Source organism: Chryseobacterium sp. G0162, from assembly GCF_003815715.1.
GTDB lineage: Bacteria > Bacteroidota > Bacteroidia > Flavobacteriales > Weeksellaceae > Chryseobacterium.
On the sequence record NZ_CP033922.1, the window covers coordinates 4,507,326 to 4,524,103 of the forward strand.

At 34.2% G+C, this 16,778-nt stretch carries 17 protein-coding genes; 12 read left to right on the plus strand and 5 right to left on the minus strand.

What is annotated here, in order from left to right; translation table 11 throughout:
- Positions 1-358 precede the first annotated feature (358 nt).
- The 5 genes from EG344_RS20135 (at position 359) to EG344_RS20150 (ending at position 3,988) form a co-directional block, all read left to right on the plus strand.
- Positions 359-1,183 carry a helix-turn-helix domain-containing protein gene (locus EG344_RS20135; protein WP_123911123.1) on the plus strand — a complete coding sequence of 275 codons (825 nt, stop codon included), beginning with the start codon at positions 359-361 and terminating at the stop codon, positions 1,181-1,183.
- A gap of 77 nt (positions 1,184-1,260) precedes the next feature.
- Positions 1,261-1,863, plus strand: a complete 603-nt coding sequence (locus EG344_RS20140; RefSeq protein ID WP_123911124.1) for an NAD(P)H-dependent oxidoreductase — start codon at positions 1,261-1,263, stop codon at positions 1,861-1,863.
- A gap of 259 nt (positions 1,864-2,122) precedes the next feature.
- Positions 2,123-2,296 (plus strand): bacteriocin-like protein, encoded by a 174-nt coding sequence (locus tag EG344_RS24075; RefSeq protein ID WP_164464479.1) that lies wholly within the window; start codon positions 2,123-2,125, stop codon positions 2,294-2,296.
- Positions 2,297-2,483: 187 nt separating this feature from the next.
- Positions 2,484-3,512 (plus strand): alpha/beta fold hydrolase, encoded by a 1,029-nt coding sequence (locus EG344_RS20145; RefSeq protein WP_123911125.1) that lies wholly within the window; start codon positions 2,484-2,486, stop codon positions 3,510-3,512.
- Positions 3,513-3,688: 176 nt separating this feature from the next.
- Positions 3,689-3,988 carry a hypothetical protein gene (locus EG344_RS20150; RefSeq protein WP_123911126.1) on the plus strand — a complete coding sequence of 100 codons (300 nt, stop codon included), beginning with the start codon at positions 3,689-3,691 and terminating at the stop codon, positions 3,986-3,988.
- Positions 3,989-4,163: 175 nt separating this feature from the next.
- Here EG344_RS20150 and EG344_RS20155 read toward each other — a convergent pair whose 3' ends face one another.
- On the minus strand, positions 4,164-4,781 hold the full coding sequence (locus tag EG344_RS20155; protein ID WP_228412788.1) for a Crp/Fnr family transcriptional regulator: 618 nt from the start codon (positions 4,779-4,781) through the stop codon (positions 4,164-4,166).
- A gap of 197 nt (positions 4,782-4,978) precedes the next feature.
- Here EG344_RS20155 and EG344_RS20160 point away from each other — a divergent pair, with 197 nt between their 5' ends.
- From EG344_RS20160 to EG344_RS20185, 6 genes are read left to right on the plus strand one after another with little or no spacing between them, the layout of a single operon-like run.
- Complete coding sequence (locus EG344_RS20160) at positions 4,979-6,454, plus strand: response regulator (protein WP_123911127.1); 1,476 nt, start codon at positions 4,979-4,981, stop codon at positions 6,452-6,454.
- A 5-nt stretch (positions 6,455-6,459) separates the two neighbouring features.
- Positions 6,460-10,062: a response regulator gene (locus EG344_RS20165; protein WP_123911128.1), complete on the plus strand. Its 3,603-nt coding sequence runs from the start codon at positions 6,460-6,462 to the stop codon at positions 10,060-10,062.
- A gap of 15 nt (positions 10,063-10,077) precedes the next feature.
- Positions 10,078-10,443 (plus strand): response regulator, encoded by a 366-nt coding sequence (locus tag EG344_RS20170; RefSeq protein ID WP_185145571.1) that lies wholly within the window; start codon positions 10,078-10,080, stop codon positions 10,441-10,443.
- Entirely contained in the window at positions 10,444-11,274 is an 831-nt protein-coding gene (locus EG344_RS20175; RefSeq protein WP_123911130.1) for a CheR family methyltransferase, read from the plus strand.
- An 11-nt stretch (positions 11,275-11,285) separates the two neighbouring features.
- Positions 11,286-11,855: a chemotaxis protein CheB gene (locus tag EG344_RS20180; RefSeq protein WP_123911131.1), complete on the plus strand. Its 570-nt coding sequence runs from the start codon at positions 11,286-11,288 to the stop codon at positions 11,853-11,855.
- A 28-nt stretch (positions 11,856-11,883) separates the two neighbouring features.
- Positions 11,884-12,255 carry a response regulator gene (locus tag EG344_RS20185; RefSeq protein ID WP_123911132.1) on the plus strand — a complete coding sequence of 124 codons (372 nt, stop codon included), beginning with the start codon at positions 11,884-11,886 and terminating at the stop codon, positions 12,253-12,255.
- 30 nt (positions 12,256-12,285) lie between these two features.
- Here the strand turns inward: EG344_RS20185 and EG344_RS20190 are convergent, their stop codons facing one another.
- Positions 12,286-12,591: a hypothetical protein gene (locus EG344_RS20190; RefSeq protein ID WP_123911133.1), complete on the minus strand. Its 306-nt coding sequence runs from the start codon at positions 12,589-12,591 to the stop codon at positions 12,286-12,288.
- A gap of 262 nt (positions 12,592-12,853) precedes the next feature.
- Here EG344_RS20190 and EG344_RS20195 point away from each other — a divergent pair, with 262 nt between their 5' ends.
- The gene (locus tag EG344_RS20195; RefSeq protein WP_123911134.1) at positions 12,854-13,534 is read left to right on the plus strand and encodes a MarR family winged helix-turn-helix transcriptional regulator; all 681 of its coding nucleotides are present in this window, start codon (positions 12,854-12,856) and stop codon (positions 13,532-13,534) included.
- 127 nt (positions 13,535-13,661) lie between these two features.
- Here EG344_RS20195 and EG344_RS20200 read toward each other — a convergent pair whose 3' ends face one another.
- From EG344_RS20200 to EG344_RS20210, 3 genes are all read right to left on the minus strand, one after another.
- Positions 13,662-14,015 carry a hypothetical protein gene (locus EG344_RS20200; RefSeq protein ID WP_123911135.1) on the minus strand — a complete coding sequence of 118 codons (354 nt, stop codon included), beginning with the start codon at positions 14,013-14,015 and terminating at the stop codon, positions 13,662-13,664.
- 170 nt (positions 14,016-14,185) lie between these two features.
- On the minus strand, positions 14,186-15,025 hold the full coding sequence (locus tag EG344_RS20205; RefSeq protein WP_123911136.1) for a M12 family metallopeptidase: 840 nt from the start codon (positions 15,023-15,025) through the stop codon (positions 14,186-14,188).
- Positions 15,026-16,126: 1,101 nt separating this feature from the next.
- Entirely contained in the window at positions 16,127-16,486 is a 360-nt protein-coding gene (locus EG344_RS20210) for a prevent-host-death protein (protein WP_123856238.1), read from the minus strand.
- Positions 16,487-16,778 lie beyond the last annotated feature (292 nt).

Sequence of the window (16,778 nt, forward strand, 5' to 3'; positions counted from 1 at the left end):
AAAATCCAAACATTGTGACGGTAATTAAAGAAAATCCTCAATAAAATACAAGGGTAGTTACTGTGGATATTAAAAGCAGATAGGAGAATTTTAAATGTTGAAAGTATTAGAACAGAGTTTGATATTCATCAAAATTGGCTTGAGGCAGTTTCGTTATTGATCCATAGCATTGAAGTTTAGTAATGCTAGAAATTATTGTTATGATTAATGGTATTAGAAATAGATGTAATTTTATAAATTTGGTTAATTATCGCGAACTGGAAGCTCGTAACAACTGAGGAAAACAGTACAGAAAGAACAATAAATGAACCCCTAATCTAGTTTGATCTATTTTTTCCAAATTAATGAGCTATAAATAATGAAATCTGACGATCAAACCTATCACAATTATAGACTGCCTGTTCCAAAAGAATTTGAGACAGTATTTTCTCATTTCTATTTTGCAGAGAACAATTCAAAGGACCCGGTAACGAAAACCCTGTTGCCATCCTTTCAGACTATTATGGTCTTCAATTTCGGTACTAAAGCCCGGCTGATTTCCAGTGTACAAAACGAAATTGAAATAGATAAGTGTATCGTACTTGGTCCCATAAAGTCTGCCTTTGAATATACCCTTACTCCCGGAGCTCAAATTTTAGTTGCTAATTTTAAAGATGATGCTTTTTATCGCTTTTTTGGTAAAGCATTTCTTTCTGACCATCTACCAACACATCCTGATGAAGCGATGGAAGAAAATTGTTTTACCTGTTTGTGGCATCACTTAAATGGCATCACAGGCATTTCAGATAAAGTAGATTTTATTCTTGATTTTTGCAGACCCTATTTAAAATTGCAGGACTCTACTTCCGCTTTGCTGGCTAATTTTAAAGATGATACCTTAAATCCAATCCAATCTATTGCAGAAGAAACCGGACAGACGGAAAGGAATATACAGTTGATGCACAAAAAACATTTTGGGTATAGTGCTAAAGAAGTCAGCCGGTACAAACGTTTTATAAAAGCAATCGGGAAAATACAACAGGTTCTTTTGTCATCGAAAAATGTGGACTGGTTTGAAATTGTAGATGAATGCGGATATTATGACCAAAGCCAGCTTATCCACGACTTTAAGCATTTCATCAATCTTTCTCCTAAACATTTTGTTAGGTTCCAACAAGATATTTGCCAAGTTTCAGCTGAATAGCCTTTTCGTTTTCTTACAATTTTCCCTTTTGTTAGCATCCTACTTTTGTTTTGTTCAATTACTTAAAAGCAAAAAGAATGAAACATCTTATTATTTATGCCCATCCTAATGTGGCAAGTTTAAATCATCTATTTAAACAAACGGTTGAAGAAACGCTATTACAACAAAAACATGAGGTTGTAGTCAGGGATTTATACCAGCTTAATTTTGATCCGGTATTATCCCTTGAAGATATTAACGGGCAACGCAGAGGCATCGTTAACGAAGCAGTAAGAATTGAGCAGGAATACATAGCCTGGGCGGAAATTGTAACGTTTATTTATCCGATATGGTGGACGGGAATGCCGGGCATTATGAAAGGTTATATTGACCGGGTATTTAGCTATGGATTTGCCTATCGGTATGATAATGGTGTACAAAAAGGATTATTGACTGGCAAGGCAGCTTACATTATCAATTCGCATGGAAAATCAAAGGCGGAATATCAGCAAATAGGAATGGATAATGCCTTAAAACTAACCTCAGATAAAGGTATATATTCGTATTGCGGCTTCGACATCAAGCAGCATTTCTTCTTTGACCGTGCCGACCGTGCAACAGCAGAGATTATAGAAACATGGAAAGCTGCAATAATTGATGCCTATTCCCTGAGCAAGTCTAATATTTCATTATTTTCGTAGATAAAAGGGGATATCTTATTAGCTTAATTAAACATTCAAATGCTGCATTTTAATAAACAATCAGGTTCTACATTTGCTCCTTTACGGTCGCAAAACTCCTTTTTAGGGCTCTGTTTGTATCCTCAGAATGCCTGCATAATAATGTTCTTATATTTTTGAAGAATTAAAATCTTCGTAGTATTTTGTAGCTAATATTATTTAATTATATTTGGAAATAAGAACGATATGTTCTAAAAAACTAACAAACTAATAAATAACTATGAAAAATTTAAAGAAAATTACAAGAGACAGTATGAAATCAATCAAAGGGGCTGGTCCAACTTATTGCAGAGTAGGATATATCTACAGATGTGATTCTATTTATGAATGTAATCCGGATATGGATATTTGGGATTGTGTTTGCGGGTGTGTTCCTGTTACCAAGATAGTATAATTGACATCTTTTACAGTTTATCTGTTTAAATAATCAAGATTAAGCCTTCTCTTTGAGAGGGCTTTTTTGTTATATTTGCCGGAAAATTAATAACGATGCCCATTCTAAAGATTCCTTAGGCTTATTTTAGTTGAAAGATTCTGCCTCGGCATTTCCGCCATTGTCAATATGAAATTTAAAAATAACTATGAAATTAACGCTGAAAATATTGAAGTTTATTGGTAAACTTGTATTAGGAATTCTAATATTATTATTGTTTTCAGGGATATGTTACCGATTATTTAGTTCAAAACCAATTCCACCAGGTAAATTAGTTAATGTTAATGGAACCAACATTCATGTGAGAGTAGAAGGTGAGAAGAAATCGTTGCCTACCATTATTATTGAAGCTGGAGCACATAGCAATACAGATATGCTGCATTGGGTAGCAGAAGGTTTGAAAAACAAAACGAGAGTTATTCGGTATGATAGAGATGGAAAATGGTTTAGTGAATCGAGTAATAGTGATCGAATATCTCCTGAGTTCTATGCACATCAGCTTCACAAATTATTAGAGAAAATTGGCGAAAAACCACCTTACATTCTGGTTGGTCATTCTATGGGAGGGCCTTACAGCAGAATATTTAGGGATCTTTATCCAAATGAAGTCAAAGGAATCGTATTTATAGATTCAAGCCATCCTGAACAATGGAATCGCTTAGCACAAAAAGAATTGGTTCCTAAAGGGCAGGCAAAATTATTAAAAATAGGATCTATACTTGCAGATTTAGGTATTTTGGGTATTTATAACAAAACAATTGGTAAAACGCCGTATCAAGGGGATGGTCTACCCAAAGAATTGTATGGCCGTTCACAATCGCTAACTTATAATTCTGGTGGTGTTTATCGTATGTTTTTAAGAGAGAATGAACTTACTAATGATGTACTGAAGCGTGCTGGTAAAGCAAAGGATTTAGATTCATTACCTGTGTTGGTATTTACTGCTACAGAACAGTATAAAGAATCCCAAAAAGAAAAATACAGAAAATCAGGAATTGACCCTGAAAAACAAGTTCAATTATGGTTTGACATGCAAAAAGAACTAAAAGAACTCTCTTCTAATGGAAAACAAATGATTATGAACGCAAGTCATAGTACTATCATTACAAAAAAAGAAAATGCAGATGCAATAAATAAAGAGATTCTTTTGCTATCTGAAAATATTGAAAAAAAATAGCCACTTTCCCCAAAAGGATGTAAGTTGTTGAGGTACAGGATAAGAAAAGTCTGTTTGATAAATAAGCAATCAGTTAAAATCAAAAAGAATTTTATTTTTAAGAATACTTTAACATAATGTTTATTTTTTAGGCACGAACATTGTTTATTTATATACCAATTACTAAATATAATATTATGAATAATTCAGATTACAACAAGGCAGAAAATGCAGTCGATCAAACGGAAAACACTTTAAAAAATGCAGCTGACAATGCGAAATGGAAGATCAGTGATTTAGCGGATAAAGCCAAAGATTATATTAATGAAAAAAGGAATGATGATCAGGAGGCAACCCAGGAAGACTGGTTGGAGAGAGTGAAATCAAACTTTTCAGATGCATGGGAGGATATTAAAGATAAGGCTGATGAAGCCTGGGAAAGTACAAAAGATGCAGCTGAAGATGTAAAGGCAGAATGGAGAAAAAAAACCAATTAATGTTAGTTTAATAAATGACCGGAATAAAATTTCCGGTCATTTTTTTTTGTTAATTATAGTTTATTTGTAATCTATTTTCTTTGGCTTGAGTGTTGAATTCTCAAAAAAGAAATGGTAATAAACAGAGAGCAGGATTTCTACTTTTGCTTTGAGATCGTTATGTTTATTAAAAACTTTAATATAAAATTCTGCGGCCTTCAAGTTTTATCATTTCGCTATTTACCATCTTTTTTACAGTTCTGATCACGGTTTCAACCCTCAATCCGGTAAGATCAGCAATTTGCTGGCGGGTAAGTTCTATAGGAAAACAGTGCTGGCAGTCTCCATCATGATAGCTTTTAAGATACTCCAATAATCCTTTAAGCCTTTGAATAGGATCCGATGAAGCCATATTGCTAACCATTAAACTATTATAATATAGCCTTTGTGATAAACACATATTCATTTCAAGAGAAAGGTTAGGGTGAGTCTTAAGCATTTCTATGAAATTATTTTTAGGTGTCCTTATAATTTCTGTAGGCTGTAAACTTATGGCATTGGTAGGATAAAGCTTTTCGATAAATAGGAGGGGATCTCCAAAACTTTGATTTTTGCCTAAGATATTATGAATAAATTCTTTCCCATTTTCAGTAAATGTGTTCAGTTTTACTTTCCCGCTGATAATCTGAAAATAATATTGCGAATGTTCGCCTTCTTTAAAGATAAATTCTTTTGCCTTGTAAGTCATGTTTTCACCTCCGAATGAATAAAGCATTTTCTCATCGATATTCATACAACTTATTGTTTTTTTCATACTTATGATTTTTCTGGAAATTAGAAAAGATTTTTAAAATACGATAAATAATTTCAATCCTTATGCCATTCATGTTTTATTGAGAAAATGTGGTATGAAATCCTTATGTATAAACCTTTAAAGATTACTGTTTTTTCAAATATTGTGAGTATTTTTGAAGTTTAAATATCCGTAACTAATTATTGATTTTAACCTCTATGATTTTAATTGTTGATGACAACCAGAATAATCTTTACTCACTTCAAAAATTACTTGAATCTAAGGGGTTCCAGGTAGAAACAGCCGGTTCCGGTGAAGAAGCTCTTGGTAAGGCACTGAAAAATGATTATGCTTTAATTATTTTGGATGTTCAAATGCCTGATATGGACGGCTTTGAAGTTGCAGAAACACTTGCTGATTACAGCAAAACTAAAGATGTGCCCATTATATTTTTATCCGCTGTCAATACTGATAAAAAATTTATAACACAAGGCTATGCTTCCGGTGCAAAGGACTATGTAACCAAACCATTAGACCCCGAAATTCTTTTGCTTAAAGTAAAAACGTTCTATAACCTTCAGGAACAGAATATTGCTATGAAAAAAACACAGCAGAATCTGGAACTGGAAGTGAAAGGAAGACGGGAATCCCAAGTGACCATGAAATCCCAAATTGATCACTTCCATTTAATGCTGGAATCGCTTCCTCAGATTGCATTCACCCTTAATGAAGATGGGACGGTTGATTTTGTTAATGGTAAATGGTATCAGTATTCTGATGCTGAACCGAATTTCCCTGAAACACATCCCGATGATCATGATATCAAGGAAGAATTGGAACGATGCAGAAAAAAAGGAAAAGCACTGGAATTAGAGGTCAGAATTAAAAATATCGTTTCAGGTAATTACCGTTATCATTTACTGAGGATAACCCCGGTACATGATGAAAATCGTATTAAAAACTGGGTTGGAACATTTACTGATATTGACGATCAGAAAAAAGTAGAAAAGGAAAAAGATGAATTCTTAAGCATTGCAAGCCATGAATTAAAAACTCCTTTAACCAGTATTAAAGCATACGTTCAGTTATTGGAGAGAAAGCTTAAATTAGATAAAGACAGTCCCGAAGCAGGATTTGTTACAAAAGTTCAGGGCCAGATTGATAAGCTAAATACACTCATTACAGATCTTCTGGATGTTTCGAAAATTGAAAATGGAAAACTGAAAATTAACAGAAAACCGATAAACCTGGAAAGTGTAATCAGTAATGCGGTTGAAACCATACAACAGACTCATGATGACCGCAAAGTAGAGATTTTGCGCCACGGAATAAAACCGGATATTTTAATTCCTTTGGATGAAATCCGTATCGAGCAAGTGCTCATTAACTTCCTGACGAACGCTATCAAATATTCCCCTAATAATAATCAGGTAATCGTTACCACTTTTGTAGATGAAGAAGCGCAGGAAGTAAGAGTTAATGTTACCGATTTTGGGATCGGAATTCCTGATTTTAAACAGGATGCGGTATTCAAAAAATTCTATCGTGTAGAAGAATCTTCACTTCAATTCCAGGGAATGGGAATCGGATTGTTTATATGCTCTGAAATCATCAAACAACATCATGGAAACGTTGGAGTTTCCAGTATCGTAGATGAAGGCTCTACATTTTATTTTACCCTGCCATTAAATTAAACTTCATGCCGAAAAAAATTATACGAAATCTTCAATTTGGAATAGGTCTTTCACTTTTGATTTTAATCACCAGCTCAGTGGCTTCATACTGGAGTATCCAAAATCAAATGAATCACCGTGAGAGCCTTTCTAAAAGCAGACGTTCTGTGACAGCCGTTAAAGATATTCTGGTGGCCCTGCTGGATGCAGAAACAGGAAACAGAGGCTATCAGCTTACCGGAAGGGAAGATTTTCTGGAGCCTTACAAGCGCGGAGTACGGGAGTATTCAGAATCTTTAGTACATGCCGAGTCATTAGGAGTAGAGGATAAAAATCAACAGGAAAGGCTTGCACGATTAAAAATTGCAGTCAGTCAGGTGATGGATAATCTGAAAAATCTGGTAGAAAATAGGCGAAGAGGCATTATAATGACTCAGGAGCAGATCGTCATGGGTAAAGCTTACATGGATGAATGCCGTAAAATTGTAAAGGATTTTATACAGTATGAAGAAAGCCAGGTTGAAATCAAAAATAAAGATTTAACGCGCTCATCAGAAACAACGGTTATTTTTATCGTTTTTTCTGCAATAGCAGCAGTAGTGGTAACTGCATTTTTCTATTTTAAAATGCGGGCAGACCTTATCCGAAGAGATGAACTGGAAAAAATGCTACGTGATAAAGATCAGGAAATGACACGCCGCGTAAGTGCCATTCAAAAAATAGCGAATAGAGTAGCTAACGGTGATTACAGTGAGAAAGCAGTGGATAATTCGGAAGATGATCTGGGAGATCTTGTAGAATCACTCAATCATATGACGGAGTCGCTTAAAACATCTTTTGATAAAATTAATAAAAGTGACTGGCGTCAGAAGGGCCTTGCTTTGCTCAATGAATCCCTTGTCGGAAATAAATCGGTACAGGAAGTTTCCAATAAAGCTTTATATCAATTAATTGAGTATGGAAACTGCATCAATGGTTCATTGTACCTTTTTGATGAAGGCATTTTAAGGCTCAATAAAGCATTTGGTCTGGAAGCCAATATGAAAAGAACTTTTGAGCTGGGTGAAGGAATGGTAGGACAGGCCTTCATGAATGCTAAAACGCAGGTCTACAATAATCTTCATGAAGATGACTTTGTAGTAACCTTTGCCAGCAGTACCATTAAGATCTACGGTATAATTCTAATACCGGTTTTTGCAGATGGACATGCGATAGGAGTCATTGAGTTAGGATCTACTTCTAATTTTGATGAAGACAGAATCAACTATTTTGAAGAATGCTGCATCAATATAGGAATAGCCCTGAATGCCGCGAAAGGAAGAGAAAAAGAACAGCAGTTACTGGAAGAAACCCAGGCGCAGTCTGAAGAATTACAAGTGCAGCATTCTGAACTTGAAAACCTTAATACTGAATTGGAAGCACAGACCCAGAAACTTCAAGCCTCAGAAGAAGAGTTGAAGGTACAACAGGAAGAGCTGATGCAAGCCAACGCAGAACTGGAAGAGCGTTCAAGATTGCTGGAAGAAAAGAATCATTTAATAGCCGAGCGTAATAATGAAATTCAGAAAAAGGTAGAGGAGCTGGCACTCAGCACTAAATATAAGTCTGAATTTTTAGCCAATATGTCTCATGAATTGCGTACACCTCTTAATTCAATCCTTCTTTTATCGCGTTTAATGGCAGAAAATCCGGATGAAAACCTTAATGAAGATCAGGTGGAATCTGCTAAAGTTATTCAAAGTTCAGGAACCAGTTTATTAACATTAATAGATGAAATTCTTGATCTGGCAAAAATAGAATCCGGTAAAATGACCCTTGAATACCAGGAAGTAGTCGTTGAAGAAATTGTGAAAGATCTGAAAAGTCTTTTCAGTCCAGTATTTCAGGAGAAAGACCTTCCATTTCATATCCAGATAGATTCAAACGTACAGAAAGCTATTGAAAGTGATCGTCTTAGAATTGATCAGGTATTAAGAAACCTGTTGTCTAATGCTTTAAAGTTTACAACAAAAGGAAGCATTGATTTACATATCAAAAAGCATTCTGAAAAAGATAATTTTATTATATTTTCAGTAAAAGATACTGGTGTAGGAATAGCCGAGGAGAAACAAAAAATTATCTTTGAAGCTTTCCAGCAGGCTGATGGATCTACAAAAAGAAAATTTGGAGGTACCGGTCTGGGGCTTTCAATAAGCCGTGAAATTGCAAGACTTTTGGGAGGTGAGCTTGTTCTGAAAAGTGAACTGAATAAAGGAAGTGAATTCAGTTTCATTATTCCTGTACATCCGGTAATTGAAATTGTTCACTCTGAAACAGATCAGGATCTGGTAGAAATCATCCGTGAAGATGTTGAAGAAATTCAAAACATTCTTGATGAAGGGGAATTGGTTCTGTTGAACAACTTGGAAATTCCTGAAGATGTGGAGGATGACAGAGAGAATATTCAGGAAGGAGATAAGATTATTCTTATTATTGAAGATGATACCAATTTTGCAAAAGCATTATTGAAATATGCCCATTTGCAGAATTATAAGGGCGTGGTGGTTGTAAGGGGAGATTATGGTCTTTCAGCTGCTCAGAAGTATCACCCACATGCGATTTTATTGGATGTTCAACTTCCGGTAAAAGATGGATGGGAAGTAATGGACGAATTGAAAGCCGATCCTCATGTAAGACATATCCCTGTACATATGATGTCTGCTCTGCATGTGAAAAAAGAAAGCCTTATGAAAGGGGCTGTTGACTTTATCAATAAGCCTGTAGCTCTGGATAAAATGACTGATGTATTCAGAAAAATTGAAGAGGCATTACAAAAAGGGCCTCAAAAAGTTTTAATTGTTGAGGAAAATGCCAAACATGCCAGCGCATTATCCTATTTTCTGAGTAATTTTAATATTTCCTTATCGGTTGAAAATAATGTGGAAGACAGCGTAAAAGCACTGACTTCCGATCTTGTTGATTGTGTTATTCTGGACATTGAAAGTGCCAAAGGAAATGATTATCATATCATTGAATCAATTAAAAGTTATGAGGGGCTGGAAAATCTGCCGATCATTATTTTTACTGAGCATCATTTATCCAAAGAAGAAGAGCTTAAAATAAAACAATATGCAGATTCTATTGTTGTAAAAACAGCACATTCTTATCAGAGAATCTTGGATGAAGTAGGTTTATTCTTACATTTGGTGGAAGAAAAAAACAGTTCGGCTGAAAGTAATACAGGCAGGATGTTGGGCTCCTTAACAGAAGTTCTGAGTGGTAAAAAAGTACTCATTACTGATGATGATGTTCGAAATATTTTTTCTTTAACCAAAGCACTGGAAAAATATAAGGTTGAAGTAATTGTTGCCATGGACGGAAAGCATGCTCTTGAGCAAATTGACCACAATCCTGATGTAGACGTTATTTTGATGGATATGATGATGCCTGAAATGGATGGCTATGAAACAATAAAGGAAATACGAAAAATGCCGGCATTTAAAAGACTGCCTATTATAGCTATTACGGCCAAATCAATGATTGGAGAACGTGAAAAATGTATTACAGCAGGAGCTTCGGACTATATCTCAAAGCCTGTAGATATTGATCAGTTATTATCACTCCTTCGTGTTTGGTTGTATGAAAGTTAAACAGATAAAATTCTGATGGATAAGAAAATCTTAATTGTGGATGATGACCCACGCAATATATTTGCATTGAAGCTAACCCTTAAAGCCCGTGGATATGCAGTTGAATCCTGTACAATGGCCCAGGAAGCCCTGGAAATTCTGAAGTCCCACCCTCAGTTTTCTGTTGTTCTTATGGACATGATGATGCCGGGAATAGATGGCTATGAAGCTGTAAGAATGATAAGAAATACCCAGGAAATAAAACATATTCCGGTGATTGCTGTCACTGCACAGGCAATGCCTGAAGACCGACAGAAATGTTTGGAAGCAGGAGCTGATGAGTATGTATCGAAACCAATTGATGTGGATCTTTTAATAATGGCAATAGAAAAACTTTCATAGATGCTGGAACCAAGTATCGTAAAAGATGAAGAAATAGAATATCTCATCAGAGATGTTTATGATATGTATGGCTATGACTTTTCCGGTTATAGCAGGGCTTCATTTAAAAGAAGGGTAAACCGTATATGCCTTTTAGACAGGTTTACCAGTTTTGCGGAGCTCAGGTATACGATTATGAATGATGCTGAGTACTTAAAACGTTTTGTAGAAGAAGTAACCGTGAATGTTACGGAAATGTTCAGAGATCCTTCATTTTTTAAAACACTGCGAGAGAAAATACTGCCTCAGTTAGGTACCTATCCCTTAATCAGAATATGGATTGCGGGGTGCTCAACTGGTGAAGAAGCGTATTCTATAGCCATTCTGCTGAAAGAAGCAGGTCTTTATAATAAATCTCTGATTTATGGTACCGATTTGAATCCTGCTGTTCTTGAAACAGCCAGAGCTGGTGTTTTTCCTTTGCAGCAGATGAAACTGTACTCTGAAAACTATATACTTTCCGGCGGAATAAAAGATTTTTCTGATTATTATACTGCCAATTATGATAGTGTAAGGTTTGATAAAAGCTTACAGGAAAAATTGATTTTATCAACCCACAACCTGGTGTCAGATAGTTCATTTAATAGTTTTCAGTTAATTGTCTGCAGAAATGTGTTGATTTATTTTGATAGAGAACTTCAGGAAAGGGTATTCAGGCTTTTTGATAACAGCTTGGAAAATTTAGGTTTTCTAGCACTTGGAGCAAAAGAAACCCTTAGATTTTCTACTATTGACAAAAATTATCATCAGGTAGAAGACCAGAAAATCTGGAAAAAAATTGATCACCATTAATAATTGCTGCAATGAAATCACAAACCAATACAGAATTAATTGTTATCGGAGGGTCGGCAGGAAGTTTACAGGTCATTATAGAGATGATCAAAAATCTGGACAATAAGATCCCTGCTCCCATCCTGCTTGTGATACACCGTAAGGCTCAATCAGGTGATGTTTTACGCACTTTACTGCAACAGTTTACAAAAATACCTGTGATAGAAGTTGAGGATAAAACTGAAGTTAATGATAATACAATATATATTGTTCCTGCTGATTATCATTTGCTGTTTGAGAATAATAAAAATATGTCACTAGACAGCTCTGAAAAAATGAATTACTCCCGTCCTTCTATAGATGTCACGCTCAGGTCGGCTGCAGAAATTTACAGAGAAAATATGATTGGTATCCTTTTGTCCGGAGCCAATGCTGATGGAGTAGAAGGATTGAAGTATGTTAAAAAGTACAATGGAAAGGTTTGGATTCAGGATCCGGAAACAGCAGAAGTGGATTATATGCCAAAACATGCCATAGAAGAAATTGATTATGATTTAATTATCACGCCTAGAAGTTTAGCGAGTTGGATAAATCAATTATAAATATTCAGAATAAAATAATCTAAATAATATGAGTAAAAAGAAGATTTTAATTTTTGATGATGATACTGCTATTTTAGAAGTAATCACCATCATATTTGAAGAAAACGGATATGAGGTTAAAATATCAGAAACATCACACGATATCCTTGAGAAAGTGACAGACTATCAGCCGGATGTTATTCTGATGGATAACTGGATTCCAAAAATCGGAGGTGTGGAAGCCACAAAACTTCTCAAAAGCACCGAAGCATTTAAGCATATTCCTGTAATTTATGTTACGGCCAATAATGATATTGTTGCTTTAGCATCGGAAGCACAAGCGGATGATTATGTTTCAAAGCCTTTTAACCTTGATGATCTTGAAGAAATGGTTGCAAAACATATTAAAGAAAAGGTATAAAAAATATCAATGATTAATCCATGAAATCTCTCAATGTTTTGAGAGATTTTTTATGTCCTCTATGGCTGCAGTAAGCTGGCTTTTCGTTAAAGAACAAGTGTTGATATCCTGAATTAAAGAAGCTAATAACAGGTAAAGCGATGGATTTTCCAAAACACTATCCGAAAAAGTTTTAGCTAAAATTAATTTTTTTGAGACAATATTTTGTACAACCACATATTCATTGTTGACATTAACATCTATATTCAACTCCTTTTTAATAATTAAATTGAAGTATTCATCAATTATTTTTTTATCGCTGTTTAAATGTAATGGTTCGGTTTCTATTCGGTCCATGACAACTATTTTACTTAATTATTTTTAAACAAGTTTTATGCCGTAGATAACATTTTAGGGATCCTAAATAGGGAAATTATGTTCTTTAAATTACTGCAAAACTTATACTCTTTTGTTCAATAAAGCCAGGTTGTATGTCATTTCTGTATGTCATTTTAAGTGAACTGAAAAAAAGGGCAAAATTCTACGTGTATAGCTGCTCTAAATACTGTAAATAATTATAATCTAGAATTAGGTATATTTGTAAACTATTTTAAAGAAAATGGATTACAGGCTTATTAAAGATTTTATCGACTTACTTCAGGAATTTGAAACAGAAATTCGTGTCTGTCCCGGTTTGTATCCGGAAACTATTCAAGGGGTTAAAGCATGGATTTCTGATAAGGAGAATGCCGGGAAAGAAGATCATTCTGAAGAGCCTTATTGGGAAGGGAAGGAGAATGGAAGAACACCGGAAAGTGCCATAAGTACATTGCTTGTCCATCTTAACCGATATGCGAAAACTTACTCAAAGTCTGCCATATCAGATTCTGAATTTTCTACTCAGGAAGATTTCATTTATTTAATTAATCTGAAGGCTTTTGGAGAGATGTCCAAGATGGCTCTGATCAAGAAAAATATTCAGGATAAACCGGTAGGGATGCTTATTATTGCAAGATTGTTACGTCAGGGGCTTATTGAACAGACAGATTCTGATTTGGACAAACGCAGTAAATTAATCCGTATTTCTGAAAGAGGACTGATTATTTTAGAAAAACAAATGGAGAAAATTCGTCAGGCTACTAACATTGTTGCAGGAAATCTTAACCACAAAGAAAAGATGGATCTTATACGTATTCTTAATAAGCTAGATCGGTTTCATTATCCCATTTTTTCACGAAACATCCATGCTGACCAGCTTATCAATACGGTGTATGATGAGTATACATTTCTACGAAACTAATTCAGTTAGTCATACCAACTGCGGTATTGCAAAATAATCCTTAGATAATTAGAAATAGATATAGTTTTATAAAATATGGCTATTATCATGATGAGATGAGAGCTCTCGTACTATAAATGGAATATTATTATAGTTCTTTTCCTTTAAGTGCGAAGAAAAGGTTTTGTATTTGATGTACATATTTTACTTCAAAAGAAATCCCGTTATTTACACAAGCGATCACTGAAAAATCACCGTTTTTATTCCATAATTGAAACCCTTCTCGCTCAAAAGTATGGAGTGTGTCTTCACTTTCCGATATTGGTTTAAACCCTAAATGATTAATCCATCTTTTAGTTATTGGAATAGGTACATAGCAGTCTGGATCTATATCGTTAATATATATCAGATCTCCTAGGTTGTAAAGCTGATATACATATTCAATATTTTCATCTTTTTTATCCATTATAAAATTTCCCAGTCGTAATTCGTTTGTATCCATAATGAGTACAAATATATAATATAGTAAATCTGTCACAGTTTTTTAATAGAAAATAAATGGAAAATGTATTTTCCGCTGTGCTATAGGTTGTTCTTTTATACCTATATAAACAAATAAAGTCTACCCTGAAATTACTCAAGGCAGACTCATATATGAGATAAGTAGATTTCTTATTTTGGATAAACGGTTGCGATAAATTGCTTATCTGTAGGAGATAAAACAGTATTGTTACCAACAGAGAATCCATTTGTGGTCAGTGTTGAGCTGATGCTATAGTGCATAATTGATAGTTTATCGTAAGCACTATATTGTGTTTGTGACGTTGAATATTTTGCAAAAAGGTTATTATCCACCTGAGCTTGAGTCCAGTAGTTTGGAGCCCCTGCATAATAGGCATATACTTTTGGCTTATCCCATGGAATAGCAGCTAAAGGGTGCTGATGCTCATGAATCATTCCCAGAGCATGACCGAATTCATGAATGGTTGTTCTGCTAAACTCTGCATCACTTGTTGAGTCATTAAACCAACCGAAGTTCATTGTTTCTTTATTGGAAGCTATACTAAGAGCATCTTTTCCTATATATGAATAAGACCCTGCATTAGCGGTAAAAGTAACGCGGATCTGTGCTGTTCCACTGGTAATAAAATTGAATTTGATGTTGGCATATTGGGACCATTCATTAGCATATTGCATTACTTTATTACGAACTTTAGTGGTTCCGCCATTAAGACTTACAGTGATCACACTGCCATTCGGCCATTTTTTACTGGTAACAACTGCTCCTTTTGAAGCTGCTCCTGGAGAATATTCCTGTCCGGGAAGATAAACATCTTTACACATATGTGTGTTTTCGAAACCTGCGGGGATATCTGCCGGGGATATAGCTTGCAGCATGGAGATTCCTGGTTCTTGTGGTTTTTTTTCTTCTATGTTGTCATTTGTAGTATTACATGATACTATAGCCATTGAAATAAATGATCCTAATAAGATCTTCTTGTGTAATTCCATAATACTGATATTTTTATGTTGGTTTGTTTTTTTACAAGTAGAAGAAATAAATAATCCATTTTGTGTGAATTAAAACTATGATAAAAAACAAGATTCTCTCAAATTTTCTTTTGTAAATTAAAATTTTAGGATGTCTACACAGGTACTACATTGAGCTGTGTTGCCTTTCAATAAAGGGATGTAGTTGATGTGAAATTATGCGTTTTAATTTTATAGGTTCTCGTTTTGACATCATTATTAAGTGAATTAAACCAAATATGGGGTTATTTCGAGTGTGAAATTCTCTAAATTAATTCCGTTTTCTTGTGTTTTTGTCAAGTGAAATTGATATTTGTTAATTTAAGTATAATATTGTTTCGTCGCTGCTCACCGTCTGTTGCTCCAATACAATAAAATTCTTTCAAGGACATTCCCAACCTACAAAGCCAAAGCCTGATTTTCCAAACTGTCCTAAAAAGATCGCCGGAAAGAACAGCGATGATCCGAAAAGGAAATTATAAGTACTGAATTTGTTAATAGAATAGGAGAGAAATGATATTCCTCAAAGTGGACATAATCATATTCTTAAAGATTATTTTTTGAAATAATCCTTCCATATCTCTGATACTTACAAGAATGAAAGGTATATGCATAAAAAAATCCTCGAATGACTTCGAGGATAAAAACTAATAACCATGAAAACTCAAATTAAACATGAGAATCGGGTGCAAATTTAAAACAAAATAAGTTATTGGGCAATTGGAGTTATCAATAAGTTATATTGTGAATTTCGTTTGCTTTTTAAGAAACTAAGTTGAAGGAGAAAAAAGAGATAGGAGAAGGAGGGAATCAAACCCAAAATGGAATTAGAGAACCAGGACTTGTTCTCATTTTTTGAAAAGTCTCAGGAAGAATTATCGAGCATAAATAGGGCCTGGAAGTTTTTAAAAGCTTCCAGGCTTATTGTATCATAGTCTCAAAATGATCTAAGTGGTAAAATTCTGTGAATTCTACAGTGATGTCATCATTGGAAACGTTCGTAAACAGTTCCATGAAGAATATAAATTGATAAGATTGACTCAAAAAGATAGAGAGTCAATGAAAAATCAATTGCAAAAATTATTAATTAAGATTATAGTTTGTAATCACCAGGCTCAATATAAAATGTACATAATTCTGATCCGTTTCCTGTCTGTTAATCAGCTTGTTTTTATATTCGTAAGAATTTAATGCCTGTGTTAATTTCTGATAAGTCTCAAAATTGTCATCTTTAATTTTCACTCTTATATTGCCATCTTTCCTGTTAATGAGTTGATTATCTAAGGTTCTTACTTTAAATAAAACGTTAGATAATTTCGGACGGAAATTCATTGCCCCGATATATCTTTCAACAATATTGATTTTGAATGTATCAAATATGATGTTGTGAAAAACAATTTTAGAGTTAGGCTCCTGAGTATTGAGCTCGAGCTTATAATTCATTATAATTTAAATTTTAGTAAAAATTAGGCTTAATTATACCAATAATAAAGCCTTGTTAATAGATCATTCCCATAATCAGAATAACACATAATCCGTTATTGGAATTAATGAGTAAAGATAAAGTATTTTATTGATAAAAAAGTATGAGAAGATTAAATATAATGGATTTATGATGACATGTTGTAGGTAATGAAGTCGCGAAATAGGTTACTGTACGGTCATTTGAAAATTATTTTTAGGATTTAAATATTTCAACTGGAAGAAAATATTTAAATTTATAGGTCTCTACTGC